Annotated in this window: 20 protein-coding genes; 12 read left to right on the plus strand and 8 right to left on the minus strand. The window is 49.1% G+C overall.

The genetic code is table 11. The annotated features are described in order from the left end of the window. The coding region (locus tag ACN4EG_RS20300) for a hypothetical protein (RefSeq protein WP_431632010.1) at nt 1–721 on the plus strand (721 nt) is incomplete at its 5' end. 2 nt (nt 722–723) lie between these two features. Here the strand turns inward: ACN4EG_RS20300 and ACN4EG_RS20305 are convergent. Continuing rightward, nucleotides 724–1524 carry a carbohydrate ABC transporter permease gene (locus ACN4EG_RS20305; RefSeq protein WP_431632011.1) on the minus strand — a complete coding sequence of 267 codons (801 nt, stop codon included), beginning with the start codon at nt 1522–1524 and terminating at the stop codon, nt 724–726. Between the two features lie 252 nt (nt 1525–1776). Between ACN4EG_RS20305 and ACN4EG_RS20310 the strand changes: the two genes are divergently transcribed. The 7 genes from ACN4EG_RS20310 (at nt 1777) to ACN4EG_RS20340 (ending at nt 7970) form a co-directional block, all read left to right on the plus strand. Beyond that, entirely contained in the window at nt 1777–2472 is a 696-nt protein-coding gene (locus ACN4EG_RS20310; protein ID WP_431632012.1) for an aldehyde oxygenase (deformylating), read from the plus strand. Nucleotides 2473–2566: 94 nt separating this feature from the next. Further along, nucleotides 2567–3598, plus strand: a complete 1032-nt coding sequence (locus tag ACN4EG_RS20315) for a long-chain acyl-[acyl-carrier-protein] reductase (protein ID WP_431632013.1) — start codon at nt 2567–2569, stop codon at nt 3596–3598. Nucleotides 3599–3671: 73 nt separating this feature from the next. Then, on the plus strand, nt 3672–3953 hold the full coding sequence (locus ACN4EG_RS20320) for an antibiotic biosynthesis monooxygenase (RefSeq protein WP_431632014.1): 282 nt from the start codon (nt 3672–3674) through the stop codon (nt 3951–3953). A gap of 140 nt (nt 3954–4093) precedes the next feature. Then, nucleotides 4094–5074, plus strand: coding sequence for an acetyl-CoA carboxylase carboxyltransferase subunit alpha (locus ACN4EG_RS20325; RefSeq protein WP_431632015.1), 981 nt, complete (start codon nt 4094–4096; stop codon nt 5072–5074). A 917-nt stretch (nt 5075–5991) separates the two neighbouring features. Next, nucleotides 5992–6711 (plus strand): SDR family oxidoreductase, encoded by a 720-nt coding sequence (locus ACN4EG_RS20330; protein WP_431632016.1) that lies wholly within the window; start codon nt 5992–5994, stop codon nt 6709–6711. A 119-nt stretch (nt 6712–6830) separates the two neighbouring features. Next, nucleotides 6831–7490: a GTP cyclohydrolase I FolE gene (folE, locus tag ACN4EG_RS20335; RefSeq protein WP_431632017.1), complete on the plus strand. Its 660-nt coding sequence runs from the start codon at nt 6831–6833 to the stop codon at nt 7488–7490. A gap of 306 nt (nt 7491–7796) precedes the next feature. Continuing rightward, nucleotides 7797–7970, plus strand: coding sequence for a hypothetical protein (locus ACN4EG_RS20340; RefSeq protein ID WP_431632018.1), 174 nt, complete (start codon nt 7797–7799; stop codon nt 7968–7970). Between the two features lie 91 nt (nt 7971–8061). Here ACN4EG_RS20340 and ACN4EG_RS20345 read toward each other — a convergent pair whose 3' ends face one another. The 4 genes from ACN4EG_RS20345 to ACN4EG_RS20360 all read right to left on the minus strand — a co-directional run bounded on the left by ACN4EG_RS20345 (nt 8062) and on the right by ACN4EG_RS20360 (nt 10541). Next, nucleotides 8062–8433, minus strand: coding sequence for a clan AA aspartic protease (locus tag ACN4EG_RS20345; RefSeq protein WP_431632019.1), 372 nt, complete (start codon nt 8431–8433; stop codon nt 8062–8064). Further along, nucleotides 8430–8705 carry a hypothetical protein gene (locus tag ACN4EG_RS20350; protein WP_431632020.1) on the minus strand — a complete coding sequence of 92 codons (276 nt, stop codon included), beginning with the start codon at nt 8703–8705 and terminating at the stop codon, nt 8430–8432. Before ACN4EG_RS20350 ends, ACN4EG_RS20345 begins: the two co-directional genes overlap by 4 nt. 233 nt (nt 8706–8938) lie before the next feature. After that, a complete protein-coding gene (locus tag ACN4EG_RS20355) occupies nt 8939–9799 on the minus strand; it encodes a hypothetical protein (RefSeq protein ID WP_431632021.1) in 861 nt (286 codons plus the stop codon). Between the two features lie 580 nt (nt 9800–10379). Further along, entirely contained in the window at nt 10380–10541 is a 162-nt protein-coding gene (locus ACN4EG_RS20360; protein ID WP_431632022.1) for a hypothetical protein, read from the minus strand. A gap of 219 nt (nt 10542–10760) precedes the next feature. Here ACN4EG_RS20360 and ACN4EG_RS20365 point away from each other — a divergent pair, with 219 nt between their 5' ends. Both ACN4EG_RS20365 and ACN4EG_RS20370 read left to right on the plus strand, forming a co-directional pair. Next, the gene (locus ACN4EG_RS20365; protein WP_431632023.1) at nt 10761–11681 is read left to right on the plus strand and encodes an NF038130 family PEP-CTERM protein; all 921 of its coding nucleotides are present in this window, start codon (nt 10761–10763) and stop codon (nt 11679–11681) included. A gap of 534 nt (nt 11682–12215) precedes the next feature. Next, complete coding sequence (locus tag ACN4EG_RS20370) at nt 12216–16424, plus strand: PAS domain-containing protein (protein WP_431632024.1); 4209 nt, start codon at nt 12216–12218, stop codon at nt 16422–16424. Nucleotides 16425–16452: 28 nt separating this feature from the next. Here the strand turns inward: ACN4EG_RS20370 and ACN4EG_RS20375 are convergent, their stop codons facing one another. The 3 genes from ACN4EG_RS20375 to ACN4EG_RS20385 all read right to left on the minus strand — a co-directional run bounded on the left by ACN4EG_RS20375 (nt 16453) and on the right by ACN4EG_RS20385 (nt 18331). Continuing rightward, nucleotides 16453–17043, minus strand: a complete 591-nt coding sequence (locus ACN4EG_RS20375; protein WP_431632025.1) for a molybdenum cofactor guanylyltransferase — start codon at nt 17041–17043, stop codon at nt 16453–16455. A 45-nt stretch (nt 17044–17088) separates the two neighbouring features. Next, a complete protein-coding gene (locus tag ACN4EG_RS20380) occupies nt 17089–17313 on the minus strand; it encodes a DUF167 domain-containing protein (protein WP_431632026.1) in 225 nt (74 codons plus the stop codon). Between the two features lie 109 nt (nt 17314–17422). Beyond that, the gene (locus ACN4EG_RS20385; RefSeq protein WP_431632027.1) at nt 17423–18331 is read right to left on the minus strand and encodes a class I SAM-dependent methyltransferase; all 909 of its coding nucleotides are present in this window, start codon (nt 18329–18331) and stop codon (nt 17423–17425) included. A gap of 88 nt (nt 18332–18419) precedes the next feature. Here ACN4EG_RS20385 and ACN4EG_RS20390 point away from each other — a divergent pair, with 88 nt between their 5' ends. Both ACN4EG_RS20390 and ftsH2 read left to right on the plus strand, forming a co-directional pair. After that, complete coding sequence (locus ACN4EG_RS20390; RefSeq protein WP_431632028.1) at nt 18420–18914, plus strand: hypothetical protein; 495 nt, start codon at nt 18420–18422, stop codon at nt 18912–18914. A 533-nt stretch (nt 18915–19447) separates the two neighbouring features. Next, entirely contained in the window at nt 19448–21337 is a 1890-nt protein-coding gene (ftsH2, locus tag ACN4EG_RS20395; protein WP_431632029.1) for an ATP-dependent zinc metalloprotease FtsH2, read from the plus strand. The last annotated feature ends 39 nt before the right edge of the window (nt 21338–21376 follow it).

The raw sequence follows: 21376 nt of genomic DNA on the forward strand, positions 1-21376 counted from the left end.
CTACTCCCCAACCCCGGCCTCCCACCCGCTCTCCCGTATGAACACGGTGGCCATTTCCCCAGCCACGCCCTACGCCGCCACTCCCCCACCGCAACCCAATGCCCTGCCAGCCCGATCGCCGGAAACCGCTTCAGGCACGATCGTGGCAGCTCCCGGTGCAGGCCATCCAGCGCGAACTCAGTACTCGCCGTCAGATAACACTTGGCTGTGGTCACTCCTGGCCCTGCCGTTCCGCCTACTCAAAGGGTGTTTCCAAATCCTCGGCTTTGGCTTTAAAACCGTTGATTGGGTCATGACTTGGATGTGGCGAGCCCTTTTGATTGTGGTTTTGCTCGCCGGGGGCGCGATCGCGTCTTTTCTATGGAAGTTGGATTTAACACCGAATTGGCAACTTCCTGAAGTGAAGCTACCGGAACTGAAGTTACCGGAAGTCAAGTTTCCCGATGTTAAGCTTCCCGATGTCAAGTTTCCTGATATCCAATTGCCGAATCCCGCAGCCTCAAAGCCTAAAACCTGCTCCGATAGCGTATTTACCCGCTATGAACAGGTCGGTCTGACCAAACAGGACTTCTACCGACAGGTGAATCAAGAATTCTACGATCGCCATCCGGATCGGGTGGGAAGCCCCCTAACCAGTGACGCCAGTGATGCCAAACTGCGACAGGAGTGGTGCCAAATTGCCGAAACAGTCCTGGATCGGGCAGCTCGCGATCGCCGTTAAATTTAGTTCTTGAGGCCAGTGGCAGCCACCCCGCGAATGAATTGCTTTTGAGTAATGATAAACAGAGCTACGATCGGGACTGTGGCGATCGTCACTGCCGCCATCATCAGTCCCCAATTATTCGTAAATTGCTCCTGAAAACTGGCTAACGCTAGCTGTACGGTTCGTAGTTCCGGTCGAGTGGTGAACACTAAAGGCTTAAACAAATCATTCCACTCGCCAATAAAGGCAAACAAAAACAGCGTCACCAAGGCCGGTCGCGCTAAAGGCAATAAAATCTGCCAGAGAATTTGCCAGCGATTGGCCCCATCCAAAGCCGCCGCTTCCTCTAATTCGATCGGGATCGCAAGAAAGTACTGCCGCAGCAGAAAAATTCCAAACCCATTCACCGCCGTTGGCAAAATCAATGCGCCGTAGGTATTGATCAGATGCCCCCCCTTCAGCAGTAAAAAGATGGGGATCACTAATAATTGTAAAGGGATCACCAGCGTTGCCAGGATGATCAACAACAGGAGCGACTGGCCCCAGAAACGGAGTCGAGCCAAGGCATAGCCTGCTAGGGCAGACGTAATGAGTTGCAACACTGTGACGCCCAAGGCTACGATCGTCGAGTTGGCAAAGGCTAGCAGAAAGGATCCCTGGCCCCAGGCCGATCGATAATTCGCCCCTGACCAGCCCACCCCAGGAACCTCAAAGGACTTCAGCAGCACCAAGCCCAACGGCAACAGCATGATCACGGCTCCCACTGCCAGCCCGATCGGTTTCACCACCTGCTTTACGCTCTGCAATTTCTGTCCCAGCATCACTTCTAGTCAATTAGGGCAAGTTTTCAGACTCTATAGATAGCCATACATAATGCAGTCTGCTATAGCAGAACACTATATGAGCAGAGGCAAATCAGGGAATTTGCTCATCAGATGACACGATGCTTAACCATACAGGTTAAAGTGTAGAGTGGGAATTCACAAAACTTCTTGATTCTTTTTCTTTACATAGAAGGGATAATCTGAAGCTGGTAGCTCCCAGCATGTTCATGATGAGGAGATGACGAGTCTATGCCGCAACTTGAGGTGATGCCAGAACTCGACTATCAGAGTCCAGTTTACAAAGATGCCTATAGCCGCATCAACGCGATCGTGATCGAAGGCGAAGAAGAGGCGTATAGCAACTACAACCAACTGGCAGAACTCATGCCCGATGATGCCACTGAACTACAAAAGCTGGCAAAAATGGAGTTCAGACACAAAAAAGGGTTTGAAGCCTGTGGCAAAAACCTAGAGGTTAACCCCGATCTGCCATTTGCTAAGGAATTCTTTGCAGAGCTGCACGGTAACTTTCAAGCAGCCGCAGCCGCTGGCAAAATTGTGACTTGCTTACTGATCCAGTCATTGATCATTGAGTGCTTCGCTATTTCGGCCTACAACATCTACATTCCCGTGGCTGATGACTTTGCACGTAAGATCACCGAAGGCGTCGTTAAGGATGAATATCTCCACCTCAACTACGGTGAAGAATGGCTGAAGGCGAACTTTGAAGCCTCCCGCGCTGAACTGGAGGAAGCCAACAAGCAAAATCTGCCCCTGGTTTGGAAAATGCTGAACCAAGTGGAACAGGACGCCAAGGAACTGGGGATGGAACGGGAAGCCCTCGTTGAGGACTTTATGATTTCCTACGGTGAAGCCCTTGCCAATATTGGCTTCACAACCCGCGATATTATGCGCATGTCAGCCTACGGGCTTTCCGCTGCATAGGCTGCCTATAGTTTGCGTGGTTGGGAGCGCGATCGATCGCGCTCCCATTCCACCTGTCTGGGATCCCTTTATCTAACCCTTTCCCATCACGCCCATGTTTGGTCTCATTGGTCATCTCACAAGCCTTCAACATGCTCAGTCCGTTGCTCGCGACTTGGGCTATCCGGAGTACGCCGACCAAGATCTCGATTTCTGGTGCAGTGCGCCGCCGCAGATTGTCGATGAGATTAAGGTAACCAGCGCAACGGGACAGGTCATTGAAGGGCGCTATGTGGAGTCCTGCTTTCTGCCGGAAATGCTGGCCACTCGTCGGTTCAAGGCAGCAACCCGCAAAATTATCAACGCCATGGCCCATGCCCAAAAAAATGGGTTGAATATCACAGCACTGGGGGGATTTTCCTCGATAATTTTTGAGAACTTTGATCTGTCGCAGTTTCGGCAAATTCGCAACATTACGCTGGAATTCGATAAGTTCACCACGGGCAATACCCACACGGCCTATATTATCGCCCGTCAGGTGGAACAGGCTTCGCAGCAATTGGGCATGAAACTGTCAGACTGCACGATCGCGGTTTGTGGGGCAACGGGGGACATCGGCAGCGCGGTCTGTCGGTGGCTGAACCAACGGACGGATGTGAAGGAACTCCTACTGATTGCCCGCAACCAAGAGCGTTTGGAGACGCTACAAGCCGATTTGGGCCGGGGGAAAATCATGCCCCTGGAAGCTGCTTTACCCGAAGCCGACATTATTGTTTGGGTGGCCAGTATGCCCAAGGGGGTGGAGATCGACCCAACCCAGTTAAAGCAACCCTGTCTCTTGATTGATGGCGGCTATCCCAAAAACCTAGGTAGCAAAATTCAGCATCCCGGTGTCCATGTGCTCAATGGCGGCATTGTTGAGCATTCCCTCGACATCGACTGGAAAATTATGAACATCGTCAACATGGATGTGCCCCAGCGGCAGTTGTTTGCTTGCTTTGCGGAATCCATGCTGCTGGAGTTTGAGAAATGGTATACCAATTTCTCCTGGGGACGGAATTTGATTTCCACCGAAAAAATGGAGCAAATTGGCGCAGCATCCGTCAAGCATGGCTTCCGGCCTTTGCTGTTGTCGGGAATTAGTTAGTGGTCTTTAAGTGACTCGTCTTTAGTGACTCGTCTTTACGGCTATTCTCCCTCCACCTATCCCCAAACCCTTAATGCAATACGTTCTGATCATTCACGAAGTTGAAGACTATCCGGCATGGAAGCAGGTTTTCGACTCCGCAGCATCCATTCGCAAAGCGGCGGGTGAACGATCGTACCAGGTACTCAAATATCAGAATGAGCCCAATCGCATTGTTCATTTCTCGGCTTGGACTTCGATCGACCATGCTCGGCGGTTCTTTGAGTCCCCTGAGCTAGTTCAAATTCGCAAAGAAGCTGGGGTAAAAGCACCTGAGTTTATCTATTTAGAGCAGCTTGAGGCCGGGGATTTATAAGTTGCGGTCCCGTGGAACTCCCGAGCGATCGCTCCGGTTCGGTTTTCACGATGTGCTCGGGTCTGAGGAGATTCCCCCTTAGCTTTATGCTTATTGAAGGAGTTTGATCGCTCCTCCCGTCCGTTTCATTCTGAATCCCTATGGCAACGCCCGATCGCAAACCCGTTTTGCTCGACTTCGAGAAGCCCCTCGCCGAACTGGAGGGCCGCATTCAACAAATTCGTGACCTAGCCGACGAAAACGAAGTCGATGTCGGCGAACAAATTCGGCAGTTGGAAGCTAGGGCACAACAACTGCGGCAGGAAATCTTTGGCAACCTGACGCCGACCCAACGGCTGCAAGTGGCACGCCATCCCCGTCGCCCCAGCACGCTGGACTACATCCAAGCCATTAGTGATGAATGGATCGAACTCCATGGCGATCGGGGTGGCTTTGACGATCCGGCGGTGGTGGGTGGAGTGGCGCGTCTTGATGGGCGGCCTGTCATGATGCTAGGGCAGCAAAAGGGGCGGGATACAAAGGACAACATTGCCCGCAACTTTGGGATGGCTTCCCCTGGTGGCTATCGCAAGGCGATTCGTTTGATGGAACATGCCGATCGCTTTGGCATGCCGATTCTGAGTTTTATCGATACTCCCGCTGCTTGGGCTGGATTGGAGGCGGAGGAATTTGGCCAAGGGGAAGCGATCGCGTTTAATTTGCGGGAAATGTTTCGCTTTGAGGTGCCCATTATCTGCACTGTCATCGGCGAAGGGGGATCCGGTGGCGCGTTGGGAATTGGAGTGGGCGATCGTCTGCTGATGCTGGAACATGCGGTTTACAGTGTGGCTCCCCCCGAAGCCTGTGCTGCCATTCTTTGGCGGGATGCTGCCAAAGGCCCCCAAGCCGCAGCAGCGTTAAAAATCACCTCAGAAGATTTGGTGAATCTGGGTTTGATTGATGAAGTTGTGAAGGAACCCACCGGAGCAGCCCATTCCGATCCAGTGCAAGCAACTGAATTGCTGAAGGCCGCATTACTGAGAAACCTTGCTGATTTAGATCAGTTAACCAGTCAGCAGCGCCGAGAACTGCGCTATCACAAGTTCCGCAATATGGGTAAGTTTGCTGAAGCAACGGTCTAACGTAAGGCAAGGATCCGAGATGAAACAACCTGTTAAGACCAGTAACCCGCGATCGTAGAAGGCTTCGGGGTAATAGTCTTAGAGTAAAAAATTGCGCAAACATCAGGCATGGGGGCATCCTCATGTCTTTTTTAGATTAAGCAGTAATCTGGGTTTAGCAGTGGCAAAACTATGAAATAGCAGCAACTTGGGCAATCATTTTTTGCAATCACTATTTTTTGCAATTACTGTTTTTGGGTAATTACATTTTTGGGTAATTCCGTATGCAGGATGGGCCAGGAGCGGCTCTGAGCCTGGTAAATCGCCTGGTAAATCGATCGTCAATGGATAGAGCCTGGGGCAAGTTATTTTTTGAAAGGATTCCATGCTACAGAAAATTCTTGACAGACCGGTAGGGGGAATTGTGTAGGATGAAAGGGGGCCTGAGCACTGGCCTAGGTTCACCCACTTAAAATAAGTAAGGGTAGATTTCCTGGCGCGATCGGTGTTGAACAATCGGTGTTGTAGTTGCTATGCAAACTTTTAATGTGAGTTTGCATGGGAGTGAGCTTGCATGCGCACTTGAAGTTGAGGTGTAAATCTGATGTTTCAAGAAATTCAACTCAGATTTCTCTAATCTGCCATTGATTAAGCTTTAAAAATTCATTGCCACAATACACCTAACGGCATTATCCCATCGGCCATAAATTCGATCATAGATAGAGAAAAATCAATCTATTGCCTTCATTCCGATAATGCCGATTCCCCAACCCCTTTGCAACAGATGCTATAATTTGAAATCGTAACAATTGTTTACATCTTTTTTTAGGATCGCACTCTGCTTTTGTTTGCCATGAACAGATGCTTATGAAAGGCAAAAGTGACGCAGCGATCGTGGTTTTTAGGCAACTTTTCCAACTCATTGCGAGAACAGTACGTTGACTCAAAAACGATACGCTCTGATTACGGGAGCCAGTAGTGGAATTGGCAAGGCTACAGCACTTGCATTTGCTGATGCAGGGATCCACCTGATATTGATGGGTCGTAATTTAGCCAAGCTTGAGGCGATCGCGGCGATCGTGGAGCCTTCCGGTGTGGACGTCCAAGTTCATGCGGTGGATTTTTCTGTCCTAACGGATATCCAAGATCGAGTCAAAGCCATTGCCACTTCAGTGCCCCACCTCGACATCGTGGTTAACAGCGCTGGCATGGGATACACCGGTTTACTGTCAGAAACTTCTTTGGAGGACTGGCAGCAAGTGATCGATTTAAACCTCACGAGCGTATTCCAATGTATCCAAGGTGTTCTACCGGTCTTGCGATCGCAACGGAGCGGCACCATCATTAACGTTGCTTCCGTTGCAGCGTACCAAACGTTCCCCAGTTGGGGCGCTTACTGTGTCAGTAAATTTGGATTGCTGGCGCTTTCTAAAACCCTAGCGGCTGAAGAGCGCGCCCATGGAATTCGGGTGATCACCATTTCCCCTGGCTCCGTAAATACGGAACTGTGGGATACGAAAACGGTGCAGGCCGATTTCGATCGTAGCGCCATGCTTACACCTGAAGTGGTGGCGCAATCGATTCTGCACACGGCGCAAATGCCGCCCACGGCAGTCGTCGAAGAACTTGTCCTGATGCCGAATGCAGGCACCTTTTAGGATCAAGTTGCGCAGGATAGCTCTTGCCCGATCAAATGCTTGGGCCAACGCTTAAGTCAATGTGGTTTTGCAAGGGCTTTGATCAGTTTTTAGATTACACACTCTACCTTCAACTCATTATGACGCTTGCAAAGGATATGTCTCCCCTAACCTCCAGTCTTGAAACAGAATTGGCCCGTAATGCGCTCCGTGAAGAGGGTGATGCGGATTATTTTGCTTCGATGGAATCTGCTGTTCGAGAAATGCTGATTGGGGTGGGGGAAGATCCCGATCGTGAAGGACTGCTGAAGACACCGAAGCGGGTGGCTAAGGCGATGCAATTCCTAACGAGTGGCTATAGCCAATCCTTGGAAGAGTTGCTCAATGGGGCAATTTTCGACGAAGGACATAATGAAATGGTGCTCGTGCGTGACATCAATTTCTTCAGTCTGTGTGAACACCATATGTTGCCGTTTATGGGTCGTGCGCACGTTGCTTATATTCCTAACCAAAAGGTGGTGGGTTTAAGTAAGCTAGCTCGGATTGTGGAGATGTATGCCCGCCGTTTGCAGGTGCAGGAACGTCTGACTCGCCAAATTGCGGAGGCGTTGCAGGATGTGTTGCAACCCCGTGGTGTGGCGGTGGTGATGGAGGCAACTCACATGTGCATGGTGATGCGTGGGGTGCAGAAGCCCGGTTCTTGGACAGTGACGAGTGCGATGGTGGGTTGCTTCCAGGAAGATCAGAAGACGCGGGAAGAGTTCTTGAATTTGATTCGCCATCAGCCAGCCTTTTTCTAAGGGTGTTAGGGGTTTGCTCTAAGGTCGATCGATGGCGTTAGGGCATTGGTTTGATGAATGAACTAAATCATGGATCAAGGTACGGCGATCGCTGTACCTTTTTTTATCAGATTTGTGCCTGAAAACGACTGCCCACAAAATAATCTGAAAGACCGATCGAATTTTGCATCACACAAATGAGGGAGAAACTACACGATCGCTCTCAATGACCACTATCTATGCTTCCGTGGAGAGTTCCTGGGCAAATGAGCCAGTTAGTTTTGCTAGAACCTCGATCGACTAAATGCTGGGAAAACGAATGGATCAATGTTGCGAAAGCCTCGATCGATGAGTCCGCGCCGAGTCTCGAATAACATTGATGATGCGATCGATGGAGCGATCGTAATAACCACAATTCTGAAATGTGAACTGAAATGCTGGAAGGACAGAGACTGGAAGGGCTTTTTTCTCTCTGGACAGTCAGTGCAACGACTAAGTTGAACGGCGACGAGCAAATTATAAACGCAGTGAGAAGACTCTGTTTGCTGTTCCAACAACTAGTTAGACCGTGACACAACGTAAAGACTTTCAATTACTCGACAGGCTTAATGGTAACGTTACCACCTTCTACTGCTCGAATATACAAATCGTAGCCATACAACAAACTCATTCCGACCAAAGGATCAGTCTCCGCCCCGTTCACCGGAATGTTGCGGTATTGACCATCCCAAATAATCGTTGCGGCATAAACTTCAAAAGTCACTTCACTGCCATCGCCTAATGTTCCGCGATCGATACCTGTCCAAGGCAAGTTTAGCGTCACAATGATTTCACGCGGCAAACTCAGGAAGCCTGTGTAACCTGTATCAATGACTGCATCAATCAGTTGGGTTTGACGATTTGTGTTGCTAACGACCAGCGAAATTGTTGCCTCACGGCTTAGGTTTACGACACCATGCATCATACAAATTTTCTCAAACTCCGTGCGCCAAAGCGATGAACAGCCCGATGTCCAATGCGGACGATCCAAGGTTGGGCATCTGGAACGCGCTCAAATAACCGATCAGTTGCTTCCAAAATTTCATCTGCGACCTCAAAGGCTCCGGTTTCAATGTCGATCGCTACAATTCTGCCGTGGTTGCCTTCCTCAACTTGCGATCGCACTTGGGACTCATAAATTTCATCACCTCGTCGGGCAAATTCTTCTTTGCTGTAGCGGGGTTGTCGCACTGTCATTGGCTTGACCTCGTTTCAACTGTACTCCTCTATTTTAGCTTGGTCGATCGGTGGCTTCCGTAAGGGATTGCTCTCGATTAAGCAACTTTGGATGAAAGCCCAAGGTTACGCTTAAGTCATCAGTGTTGTTTGCGCGTCGTCATGAACCGCCCATTGCGAACCCGCACGATGGGTGGTGTGGGAGGGGAGGGTTAAATTCCCTCCTCGACCCGATTAGCCCGTCGCAATTGCACTCACATTGAACTTTTGATTTGATTATCATCATCTTGATCACCTCCCTTGCTCGTAGTTGAAGCGATCTTCAGAAGGTCTGTACCGAGAGATACGAGGGAAAGGATATAGGAATCGTCAACATCAAAAGCGGCTCCATGTGCAACACGATTTCTAACACTCCAAAAATCGCGAAAAGCGGGAAAGAAATCTTGAGGAAAAATGTCTGCTTTAACTCCCATCTCAACATAGCGCGAGGCTGAGTAGACTCTCTCAGTAGAGATACCTGCTTCCTCTAAACGATTTCTCAATTGTTGTTCAATTTTTGCTGAGAGTAGTAACAATGCAGCTTTTGGATCTTTGCCAGATTCTTCTAAAACTTTCTCGATTTCAAAGGAAACATTTTCTGAAACGGTAGCTTTCTGCTCTAGCGCAGCAGCATCTTGCGCTTTTTCAACTTCTTTCCCAAGATTACCGATACTTTCCTTTAACTCAAGCTCTGTATCTCCAACTTTTATCTTCTTGATATAGGGAGCTACTGACTTAAGATCTGGCAGTATGAAAATTAATGCAGCAATCCCCATCAACCATATTGAATTTGGGTCAGCCTGAGCATTTGGAAATATTACTCTTAATACTATAAGAACAAGGCAGGCTATAACTAGTAACCATCGTTTATTTGCTAGGCTAATGTATCTTAGCCAAGAACCAAGGTAGGGCTGAATTAATGCAAAACCTACTATAACAAGAAGAGAAACAGAGAAAATATCAAGTTTTATAGTCTGTAACACATTGAAGAAATCAGGCTTTACTTGTCTGATAATAAGCAAAGCGAAACAGATACTCACTACTGACCAACGTATCCATTGTCTCGATTGCTTCATATCTCAGCCCTTAAACTAAGCAGCTTAAAAATAGTGTTCAGAGTTTATACCAATTACAGAAAACACATTTCTCAATTCAACATCGATCACCTATCTAAAAGAGCCTTTAAGCTAAAAACTTGAGGGCTAACGCAAAATTCACCTGCTGTAAGTTGACTTCGCTAAAGACAGTTTAGCATTGCCGGTCAGGTGCGACGATCGGTTAGACAAGGCCAATGATGAAGTCTTTCTAAATTTTGCCAGAAAATGACTGCCCACGAAACCATCTGAAAGGCCGATCGAACGTTGCATCACACAAATGAGGGAGAAACTACTCGATCGCTCTCAATAACCACGATCGCTGCTTCCAGCGGAGGTGTCTACAGTCTGCCAGATGAACAAACCTGTAGAACACCTCAGTTGTAAAGTCGTTAACGTTGGCGTTCGCGACTGAGGATGCTGATGTATTGCCCATCGGAATGCACGATCTTCATCGGTTGACTCCAATGAATCCGATGGCGTAGCCTCTGAAAAGCAGAATCGGCAATTCGATGGACATGCAATTGATTAATCGTGTCTTGAATGAATTCTGGATGACCGATTAAGTGGATCTGTAAGCGTTGCCGCTCATGTTGAGCCGAACGATCGCCCCGATCGCTAGAACCTTTCGTAAATGATCATCCAGCCGCCTTGCTGCCCACTCAGCGAGTTCAACTCCCACCCCTCCAAGGGACAGATCCGCTGGGTTCTCTTCCTGACCCATCAAAACCATCTTCCCAAGTAATCAAACCAACACCTTCCGCCAAAACTTCACAAACGCTCCCAGGCTCTAACCAACTCTTCATAGGTATTGCCGTAGATTTTACGGGGACATTCAACCGGGAATTAGAAACCATAGAAATATTGGAGCTGACTTTGATTCAGCCTAACTCCCATTGCAGAAATCACACTCACCCGATTAATTCATAGGATTCTCTTCCAGATGAACAATTGCCTTCGTACAATTACGCTGACGAGCCTCTTGGCGATCGGATACAGCACCATCGGCCTCGCCCCCGCCCAAGCCGACAGCATCCAAAATACCTCGATCGGTGGCACCGCTCCCACCGACTACCTACTCTACGACGCCAACGGAACTAATACCTTCGTCAATCTCAACGCCAGCCTGAGCAGCATCCTCAGCGGCGACACAACCAATCCCACCGGAAATATCGAATTGGCGGCTAGCAGCGAAAAAGCTGGATTCGATTTCAGTAAAACTACCACCCTCAACGGTACGATCGGCGGACGTAGTATTTCCATCAGTAGTCTCACGCAGAGCGACTGGACTGCCGCCTACCAAGGCACCACCTTCGGCCAATACTGGTTCAACCAAGCCCTGACAAATAACGGCTTCGGCAGCTTAGTAGGAACTCAGACAGGGAATTCGTTCTTCAACATTTTCGCAAGCAACGGTGGCTTCCAGCGCTTTAGTGACCCCAACATTTCCTACGTCAATCAAAACGCAACGGGCACGATTAGCATCGGTTTAGCAGGCCATTACAACGCCAGTTCGTTGTTTACTCAATCGATCGATCAATACCTTGCCAAAAACCCTGCTTTACCAAGTAGCCAAAAGCTTGCATTGTTGGGCTTAAAAAACCAACTGAGCACTAGTAGCAACCCCATTCAAGCCAGCGAAATTATCAAATACACCTACAACGGCGTCACGAACTACGGCTTTAGCTTCAAAGCGACCCAATCTGGCTTAGTGGAAAAGAGCGATGGCATTTCCCACAGCGGCAATTACGAGATTTCGATCGATGGTCCACCCCCCATCAAAGTTCCCGAACCGGGTCTTGCCCTAAGCTTGGCTGGCATCGGTACCTGGGTAGCTCTGCAACGTCGTCGTCAATCTGCATAATTCACAAATCGACAGCATCCAGGTTTGACATAGATTTCGTCAGCTAGATTTCATCAGTTAGCATAGCTTGCGTTCTACCCCTCTCGGACAATCAACACCGAAGGGGTTTTATTTATATTCAAGAATTTATAGAATTTGAATTCTTCAAGTGATCTATTCTAAGTTTTTTTCTGTATACGATTCTATATTTTCATCAATTTAATTTTTGTTTTTATAACAGTTGCTACGAGATTAGTTTTAGCCAAAGAATGAGAACAGATGAGACTTGTATTAAGTCAAAATGAAGGTAGGCTAGATTCTACAAGCTGTATCCTTTACTATTGCTAGTTTTTCATCTTTATTGATCTTTCCCACCTAGGTTAAGACCTCTGTTATAGAAAATGGCTTAGCCATTAGAGTGAGACCTTGATGGAACTAGGTAATGGACATCCAGAATTAGGGAAGTCTAGGATGGCAACTCGCTTTTGTCCCCTTGTTCTATCGCTACCTTATGTCATTTTCAGTTTCCCCTGATCCAAACTTTACCCACCTAGAATGAATTATCGTAGCACCCACCTGGATCCACTCAAGATTTCAGTCGTTATCATTGATGAATCAGAAGCAGATAGCTCAGCTTACATTCAATACCTGAAAGCTGAATCTACCCATACCTATCAAATTACTCAAGCCACAACGTTACATAAAGGAATTCAGTTGTGGAAATCGCAGCATTTTGATCTAGCTCTGTTAAATCTACAATTACCAGGTGGGGCTACATTAGATTTTTTACAATCTTTTCAATCGAATAAAAGTAATGGTTTCCTGGGTTACAAAGTGCCTGTAATTGTCTTAATCGAGCAAGGCAATGAACAGCAGGCTGCCAATGCAATGCAATTGGGCGCGATCGACTATCTGATCAAGGAAGAACTGACAGAAAGTTCATTTCAAAAAAGTATTCTGAGCGCGATCGAATATCAAAAATTGGCCCAGCAATTTCTGAAATCGCAACAGCAACAGCAACTGCTCACAGAAATCTCCTTACAAATTCGCCAATCTTTGGATCTGTCCCAAATTCTCCAGTCCACTGTAGATGGCTTACGGCAACTGCTAGGGTGCGATCGAGCAGTGATCTATCAATTCCAAACAGACTGGAGCGGAATCATTGCCGTCGAATCAGTAGCGCAACCGAAACTCTCAATTTTTCAGCAGGAAATTTTTGATCCTTGTCTCTCAACAAAATGGCATGAGCCCTATCTTCAGGGCAGAATTAGTTGCGTCCACGATCGTAATGACCCATCACTCACCCCCTGCTATGCAGACCTGTTGGCTAGCATCCAGGTACGAGCCTGTCTAGTAACCCCCATTTTGCAGGCTGAGCCGTTGTTCCACAACCAGTGCCTATGGGGATTGCTCATTGCCCATCAGTGCCATGGGACTCGGGTGTGGACTGACGCCGAAATTGACCTAGTGCAGCAGCTTGCCACCCAGGCCAGCATCGCCCTTCAGCAAGCCACCGCCTATACTCAATTGCAAAGCGAGCTCAAAGAACGTCAACGGGCCGAGGCAGCACTCCAACAACTCAATCAAGAACTGGAAAATCGAGTCATTCAGCGTACTACCGCTCTTCAGCAGAGCGAATCCCGTCTTCAGGAAGCCCAGCAAATTGCTCGTCTTGGGCACTGGGAAATTGATCTGCCCACAGGCAAAATCACCTGGTCACCGGAAATTTTTACAATCTTTGGCTTCGATCGCAACCAACCAACCCCAACCCTGGCCGAAATCTTCCAGTTATTTACCCCTGCCGATCGCGATCGCATTACCAGCCCCCTTCAACACGCTACTGCAAGAGGGAGCTGCTACGAGTTAGATCTTTCCTTCACCCGAGCCGATGGATCCTCAGGGCATATCTTTGTGCGGGGCAAACCGATCCACGACGGTCAAGGACAGGTGGTTCGGCGGGTGGGCATCATCATGGATATCACCGATCGCCGCCGCACAGAAATGGCCTTAGCCCGCTATACCGAGGAAGTCGAGGATTTATATAACAATGCTCCCTGCGGCTACCATTCCCTCGATCCGCAAGGGCGTTTAATCCGAGTTAACGCTACGGAATTGCAATGGTTAGGCTACAGCCGTGAGGAAATGATTGGCCAACCCTTCATCAATTTTTTCACCCAAGAGAGTCGCCAAGACTTCTTCAAGAACTTTCCAGTTTTCCTGGAACGGGGTTGGGTCAAGAATCTGGAATACGAAATCATCTGCAAGGACGGCTCCACTTTGCCTGTGCTAATTAGTGCCACCGCCGTCAAAGATGCCAAGGGCACCTTACTCTACAACCGGGCCACAATGGTGGATATCCGTGATCTCAAAGCCGCAGAAAAAGCCCTGCAAGCCAGTGAAACCCAATTTCGTCGTCTAGCAGACAATGTCCCTGGCGTGATCTATCGCTACGTCTTGCATCCCGACGGTACCGATGCCTTTACCTACATCAGCCCTCATGTGCGAGACATTTATGAACTGGAACCGGAGGCCGTTATGCAGGATACAAGCTGTTTTTGGGCTAGGATTCATCCCGAGGACATTCCTCTCGTTAAAGCAGAAGTAGCCATTTCTGTTGAAACGCAACAGCCTTTTCAGATGGAACACCGTCTAATCACCCCGAAAGGAGGGGTGAAATGGATCCATGTCGTATCACAACCGACCTGCCAAGAGAATGGGGATATGATCTGGGATGGCGTTGCCAACGAAATCACCGATCGTCGCCGCACAGAAGCCGCCCTAGCCCGCTATACCGAGGAAGTTGAAGATCTCTATCACAATGCCCCCTGCGGCTACCATTCCCTCGATCCGCAGGGACGCTTTATTCGAGTGAACGAAACAGAATTGCAATGGTTAGGCTACAGCCGTGAGGAAATGATTGGCCAACCCTTCATTAAATTTTGCACAGACGAGAGTCGCCAAGCCTTCTTCCAAAACTTTCCGGTTTTCCTGGCGAGGGGTTGGGTCAAAAATCTGGAATTTGACCTCTTTTGTAAAAACGGCTCCATTCTGCCCGTGCTGCTTAGTGCCACCGCCGTTAAAGATCCGGATGGAACCCTTCTCTGCACCCGAAGTACGATGGTGGATATCCGTGATCTTAAAGCTGCGGAAAAGGCTCTGCAAGCCAGCGAAACCCAATTTCGCCATCTGGCAGAAAACGTCCCCGGCATTATCTATCGCTACGTCTTGCATTCCGATGGCACCGATGCCTTTACCTACATGAGTCCCCATATTTGGGACATTTATGGACTCAAGCCAGAGGACGTCATCCAGGATTCAAGCCGTTTTTGGGCCATGGTTTATCCCGACGACATTCCTTTATTACAAGCAGAAAGAGTCCTTTCCCTTGAAAGGCTCCAGCCCTTCCATGTAGAACATCGCTTCATTACCCCGCAGGGTGAGGAAAAGTGGATGCAACTCACCTCCCAACCCACCCGTCAAGCAAATGGGGATGTGGTTTGGGATGGCGTTGCCAACGAAATCACCGATCGCAAACTCGCAGAAGCCCGCTTGCAACAAACTAATGAAGAACTGGCCCGCGCCACTCGGCTTAAGGACGAGTTTCTAGCGAATATGAGCCACGAGCTCCGTACCCCACTCAATGCCATTTTGGGCTTGACGGAAGCATTGCAAGACCAAATTTTGGGTGATTTAACGCCTCGTCAACTCAAGGCCCTGGGCACGATCGAAAAAAGTGGGCGGCATTTACTGGCACTAATTAATGACATTTTGGATTTAGCCAAAATCTCTTCAGGCAAGATGGAACTTTTGCTAGCTACTGTCCCCGTTAAGAGTTTATGTGACTCCAGCTTAGTCTTTGTCAAACAGCAAGCCTTTAAGAAGCAAATTCAGCTCATTAGCAACATTCCTGACACAATCAAAACCATTACGATCGATGAACTTCGCATCAAACAGGTGTTAATTAATCTGTTAACCAATGCCATCAAATTCACCCCTGAAGGGGGCCAAGTCACCCTTAAAGCAGCGATCGAACAAATACCAGATTCTGAAGCCACTCTTGAACCGGAAGGATCGTACAATCGTTCGATCCTTCTCCTACAAGTCATTGATACCGGTATTGGCATTTCTCCCGCCGATCTAGCAAAACTGTTTCAACCCTTTACACAAGTTGACAGCAGCCTCAACCGCAAACACATGGGGACGGGGCTAGGGCTAGCGATGGTACAGCAAATTGCCGAACTCCACGGTGGCTGGGTCAAGGTGGACAGCCAACCCAATCAGGGCAGTTGTTTTACCGTTGCCCTTCCCTACCATTCACCAATCTACCCAGTCAGCCCCCAGTCCACTTTGCTGGAATCCCCCGCCTCTTGCCTCCTACCGCATCCAGCCCAATCCACTCCTCCCTTAATCCTGCTCGCAGAAGATAACGAGGAAAATATTGAAACTTTTATCGATTACCTCACCAGTCGCAACTATCGGATCATCGTTGCTAAAAATGGTGAAGCCGCAGTTCATCTGGCAAAGGTGAATCCTCCAGACATCATCCTCATGGATATCCAAATGCCGATTATGGACGGATTAGAAGCGATTCAGGCCATTCGGGCCGATCGGCAATTGGATAAGATTCCGATTATCGCCCTCACTGCTCTAGCAATGCCGGGAGATCAGGAACGGTGTCTGCAAGTGGGAGCAAGTCAATATCTCAGTAAACCCGTTAGTTTACGGCGTTTGGCAGATGTTATTGAACAGACGCTCAGTTCATAGACAATCACTCAAGTAATGCCTCAAATATTCACTCCATCGTCGATCGAAGCGAAGCCCAATCCTGCGGGCTATTACAATTCAAAAAGTGATTTTCCATCACATTAGAGATTTCTGTAATGGATCGTTGCTGCAAGAATTGTTGAAATGATTTCCCACCCTGTTGAATAAACTGATTCAAATCAGCTTGAATATTGACTCGATAAAATCCACCAAAGGGTTCCCAGCCTTTCGTATGACGTGCTAGATAGGCGATCGAGGTTTCGGGCAGCGTTGGCAATTCCTGTGCCCACTGCCGCATCAATGCCCCATCCAAGCTTGGCATATCGCAGGCCAACAACAAAACCCACTTGGTTTGAACCCCGGCCAACCCCTGGGCAAATCCCACCAACGGCCCTTGCATTGTTCGATCAACCACACATTGACAAGTTTCTGGCAAAAACGATCGATAGCGATCGGGCCAAGCCGTCACCACATAAATCACCGAACAACATTGGGCAGCCCGATCGCAAATCTGTTGCAGCAATGGTTGTCCAGCAATTTGCAACAATGCCTTATCCTGGCCCATGCGGCGGCTTTGGCCACCCGCTAAGACGATCGCGCTGAGGAAGGGTTGTTTCATCGGTTGGAGAGCTTAGGTTTGTGAGCTTAGATTTTCGATCGAGCCTTATTCTAAAATTTCAACTAATTTCAACTTCGCCGCACCGCCAGATTTAATCGTAATTTGCGACTTGGGAACAGAAAACCGTTGTGACAATAGTTTGATCAACTCCGCATTCGCCTTTCCATCGACTGGAGGCGCTTTCAAATGGGCTAGCCAACAACCATCGGGTTGCTGTTCCAGCTTCTGCTGCTTAGCCTTCGGTTTAACTTTGATTTGCAAAATCACCATTCATTCTTTATTAAAGACTAGTTTATGTATACAAAAGTATTTAACTTTAGAAAATCAATCATTATTTCCAGTGATTCCTAAGCTCTTCAGAGGATTGACCTTTGACTGATTAATCAGCTGTAACGATTGAACATTTCTGGGTTATGTGAAACGCTGAGATATAAGAAAGCGCTAGACTCCCCCCCCAGTCTACCTCGATTCGTTCTCTTAAGGCTGTAAATAAAGCAGTCTTCCGCACAGGATCAAGCTTTAGATAGGGCGAATAGGTGTTCAACAACGTTAAATATTGATCTACCGTATAAGTCACCTCCACATCTATCTGCCCTGTCACTAAATCCTGGAAGTACCCCGAGTCGATCGCCATTTGCCCCAATTCTTGCAAAATCTGCTGCCGTTGTTCCCGCGTTTCATAGCGATCGAGTTCTGGCGTATGGACTTGATAGATCTCTGATAACCCTCGATAGACTGACTCCGAAGGTTGCAATTCTTTGTTCCACAACAAAATCAAACGACCGTTCTTCTTTAATAATCTTGCGGCCTGGGGATACCCTACGGTCGCCGGAATCCAATGGAACGAACTGGCCGCCAAAACCGCATCAAACTGACTTATTTCTTGATTAGGCATCTGCGATCCTTGCTCCGATCGACGGAATTCTTGCAGCCATTCTTCAAACGCCAAATTTTGCAACGTCACATTGGAGAAAACTTGGCAATTCCGTTGCGCCAGGGCAAAGAAATCTGGATTTGGCTCCAGCCCTAAAATCCAGCAACCGAGTTTTGCGAAATCAACCGTCGCTGTCGCTGGCCCACAGCCTACCTCCAAAATGCGCGATCGGGCAGAAAGTTGAGCAGCCATCGCCACCTGACCAAGCAAGGCTTGGGGATAGCGCGGTCTAACTTGGTCATAAGCTACGGCAGCTAGAGAATACCAATTTTTGCGCTGTTCCAAATCTCTAGCACCGTAACGATCGATTTCCCGTTTGAAGTCTGGATTGTGCATCCCCTGGCCGTCTCCCATAGAATGATGGGCTCTATGGAACTTTCCCCCTTTAGAAAAGGTCTATCATTCTTCGAAACAGTTGAACAACAGCGAATAGAGGAATGTCATGATTTTCAAAATTGTTTCCCAGAATTTTCCCCGTATCCACCCAGCCATACTGCCCCTTGGACTGTGCCTCAGCAGTTGGGTTGCCCTCAGCTTCCCGGCCCAAGCCCAGTCGATGTTTGAAGACGCCACATTAAACCCCGACTTTACCTCCACTGAACTGCGGGGACTCAGCGGTGGCAGCAACTCCCTGAGATCCATCGCAGGCCGATCGGAAACCGCCACCGGCAGCTGCCTGGGCTACGCCGACGCTGACCCCGATCACACCCTAAAATTAAATACAGCCTTCGGTTATCTCCGCCTCCAAGTCAACAGTAATATCGATACCACCATGGTCGTGCGGGGCCCCGGCGGGACTTGGTGCAATGACGACTTCAACGATCGCAATGCGGGGATCGAAGGAGAATGGAAAGCAGGCAATTATCAAGTCTGGATCGGCAATCACAGCCGGAACCAAACTGCGCCCTACACCCTCAGAGTCACAACCCAGCGATAACTCAACCAGTCCCCCCCACCTTTATCTCTCCACACCTCATCTCTATACGCCTCCTACAAGGCTCAACAAAGGCTCAACAAAGGCTTAACAAAGGCTCACCTAACCCATTGCCTGGAACAGGGATATGTCGATCGTTGGGCCTTTGATGGGTCTTCACTAGCTTGACGGTAAACCGCCCCTTGACTGAGCGGCCAACCTTGGTATGAGCCCTAAAATTCGCTTCGAAGTCTTCGCAAGCACCCCTGCTATCCAGACAACTCGATGGCACGGTTGCCCTGTCTGCAAAAATTAAGTTAAATTAAGTTAACAATCACTCTCATGAAATCTGTCATTGCTGTTTGGAAGCCGATCGCCAAGATTGCTGCTAGACGGCACCGAGTTGAAATCCTGACGGGAACGATCGAATCTTCATCGCTGAACTTTTACTTAAGAATTCATCGAAGAATATTCCGTGAAGTCCCCTTTAGCTCGGTATACCTATTCCCGCTGAGAGCGACGAGTCTGTTGTAGGCGTACTGAGAGGTTGCCCTTATATGAAACCGACCTGGAGAACAATTTTACTCTGGGCACTGCCCGCGATCGTAGTCGGATTCTTCCTGTGGCAAAGTTCCCTGATGCCCATGGGCGGGAACAACGCTGCCCGGAACACCGCCAGCACACGCATGACCTACGGACGCTTCCTAGAGTATCTAGATGCTAACCGGGTCAAAGCGGTGGATCTCTACGACAATGGTCGCACCGCGATCGTGGAAGCAGTGGATCCCGAATTAGATAATCGTATTCAACGGCTACGGGTGGATCTGCCTGGCAACTCTCCAGAGCTGATCGCTCGTCTGCGGGATTCTCAGATTGCGTTAGATTCCCACCCTCCCCGCAATGATGGCGCGTTGTGGAATATCTTAGGAAACCTAGTATTCCCCATCCTGTTGCTATCGGGCCTGTTCTTCCTGTTCCGCCGTTCCAACAACATTCCCGGCGGCCCTGGACAAGCCATGAACTTTGGTAAGTCCCGCGCCCGCTTCCAAATGGAGGCTAAAACCGGCGTTATGTTTGACGACGTAGCCGGGATTGAAGAAGCCAAGGAAGAACTGCAAGAAGTCGTTACCTTTTTGAAAAAACCTGAGAAGTTCAGCGCCGTGGGTGCTCGGATTCCTAAGGGTGTGCTGCTAGTTGGCCCCCCTGGAACCGGGAAAACGCTGCTTGCTAAGGCGATCGCCGGGGAAGCAGGCGTACCCTTCTTCAGCATTTCTGGTTCGGAATTTGTGGAAATGTTCGTAGGGGTGGGTGCGTCCCGCGTCCGCGACCTGTTTAAGAAAGCTAAGGAAAATGCACCTTGCATCATCTTTATTGATGAAATTGACGCAGTGGGTCGTCAACGGGGTGCTGGCATCGGCGGCGGCAACGACGAGCGGGAACAAACCCTGAACCAGTTGCTAACGGAAATGGACGGCTTTGAAGGCAACACAGGCATTATTGTCATTGCTGCGACCAACCGTCCCGACGTGTTGGATGCGGCGCTCCTGCGTCCCGGTCGCTTCGATCGCCAAGTCACCGTGGACATCCCCGACATCAAGGGGCGTCTGGATGTGTTGAAAGTCCATGCCCGCAACAAGAAGATCGCCGATGATGTGTCTTTGGAAGTCATCGCCCGCCGAACCCCAGGGTTCTCTGGTGCCGATCTATCTAACCTACTGAATGAGGCGGCAATTCTCTGCGCCCGTCGTCGGAAGGAAGCCATTACCCTTCAGGAAATTGACGATGCGGTCGATCGCGTCGTGGCCGGGATGGAAGGCACTCCCATGGTGGACAGCAAGAGCAAACGCCTCGTGGCCTACCATGAAGTCGGTCATGCGATCGTGGGCACACTGCTGAAGCACCATGACCCCATGCAGAAAGTAACCCTGATTCCCCGAGGTCAAGCTCGCGGTTTAACTTGGTTCATGCCTTCTGAAGATTCTGGTTTGATCTCTCGGGCGCAAATTATGGCTCGGATCACCGGAGCCTTGGGTGGCCGTGCGGCTGAAGATGTCGTCTTTGGTCGAGCAGAAGTCACCACAGGCGCAGGTGGAGACTTGCAGCAGGTCACCGGAATGGCACGACAAATGGTCACCCGCTATGGCATGTCCGATTTAGGGCCCCTTTCCCTCGAAAGCCAACAGGGTGAAGTGTTCCTCGGTCGCGATTGGATGACCCGTTCCGACTGTTCTGAAGAAATTCAAGCGCGGATTGATGCCCAAGTGCGCGAGATTGCGGAACACTGCTACGAAGATGCCCGTCGGATTATTCGCGAAAATCGGGAAGTCATCGATCGCTTGGTCGATCTGCTGGTGGAACGGGAAACGATCGACGGCGATGAATTCCGTCAAATCGTTGCAGAGTATGCAGTTGTTCCTGAGAAAGAACAACTGAACGTGCGCATCTAAGTTTTACAGCATCTTAAGTTTTATTCAATTTAAGATGCT

The organism is Alkalinema pantanalense CENA528 (assembly GCF_050753345.1).
Classification (GTDB): domain Bacteria; phylum Cyanobacteriota; class Cyanobacteriia; order Leptolyngbyales; family Leptolyngbyaceae; genus Alkalinema; species Alkalinema pantanalense.

Coding starts and splice junctions, on each gene's coding strand:
- ACN4EG_RS20325 (WP_431632015.1), top strand. CDS start 4,094: ATGGCAACGCCCGATCGCAAACCCGTTTTGCTCGACTTCGAGAAGCCC.
- ACN4EG_RS20345 (WP_431632019.1), bottom strand. CDS start 8,433: ATGATGCATGGTGTCGTAAACCTAAGCCGTGAGGCAACAATTTCGCTG.
- ACN4EG_RS20380 (WP_431632026.1), bottom strand. CDS start 17,313: ATGGTGATTTTGCAAATCAAAGTTAAACCGAAGGCTAAGCAGCAGAAG.
- ACN4EG_RS20315 (WP_431632013.1), top strand. CDS start 2,567: ATGTTTGGTCTCATTGGTCATCTCACAAGCCTTCAACATGCTCAGTCC.
- ACN4EG_RS20360 (WP_431632022.1), bottom strand. CDS start 10,541: ATGGGTCAGGAAGAGAACCCAGCGGATCTGTCCCTTGGAGGGGTGGGA.
- ACN4EG_RS20365 (WP_431632023.1), top strand. CDS start 10,761: ATGAACAATTGCCTTCGTACAATTACGCTGACGAGCCTCTTGGCGATC.
- folE (WP_431632017.1), top strand. CDS start 6,831: ATGACGCTTGCAAAGGATATGTCTCCCCTAACCTCCAGTCTTGAAACA.
- ACN4EG_RS20305 (WP_431632011.1), bottom strand. CDS start 1,524: ATGCTGGGACAGAAATTGCAGAGCGTAAAGCAGGTGGTGAAACCGATC.
- ACN4EG_RS20340 (WP_431632018.1), top strand. CDS start 7,797: ATGTTGCGAAAGCCTCGATCGATGAGTCCGCGCCGAGTCTCGAATAAC.
- ACN4EG_RS20350 (WP_431632020.1), bottom strand. CDS start 8,705: ATGACAGTGCGACAACCCCGCTACAGCAAAGAAGAATTTGCCCGACGA.
- ACN4EG_RS20370 (WP_431632024.1), top strand. CDS start 12,216: ATGAATTATCGTAGCACCCACCTGGATCCACTCAAGATTTCAGTCGTT.
- ACN4EG_RS20320 (WP_431632014.1), top strand. CDS start 3,672: ATGCAATACGTTCTGATCATTCACGAAGTTGAAGACTATCCGGCATGG.
- ACN4EG_RS20355 (WP_431632021.1), bottom strand. CDS start 9,799: ATGAAGCAATCGAGACAATGGATACGTTGGTCAGTAGTGAGTATCTGT.
- ftsH2 (WP_431632029.1), top strand. CDS start 19,448: ATGAAACCGACCTGGAGAACAATTTTACTCTGGGCACTGCCCGCGATC.
- ACN4EG_RS20375 (WP_431632025.1), bottom strand. CDS start 17,043: ATGAAACAACCCTTCCTCAGCGCGATCGTCTTAGCGGGTGGCCAAAGC.
- ACN4EG_RS20390 (WP_431632028.1), top strand. CDS start 18,420: ATGATTTTCAAAATTGTTTCCCAGAATTTTCCCCGTATCCACCCAGCC.
- ACN4EG_RS20385 (WP_431632027.1), bottom strand. CDS start 18,331: ATGGGAGACGGCCAGGGGATGCACAATCCAGACTTCAAACGGGAAATC.
- ACN4EG_RS20310 (WP_431632012.1), top strand. CDS start 1,777: ATGCCGCAACTTGAGGTGATGCCAGAACTCGACTATCAGAGTCCAGTT.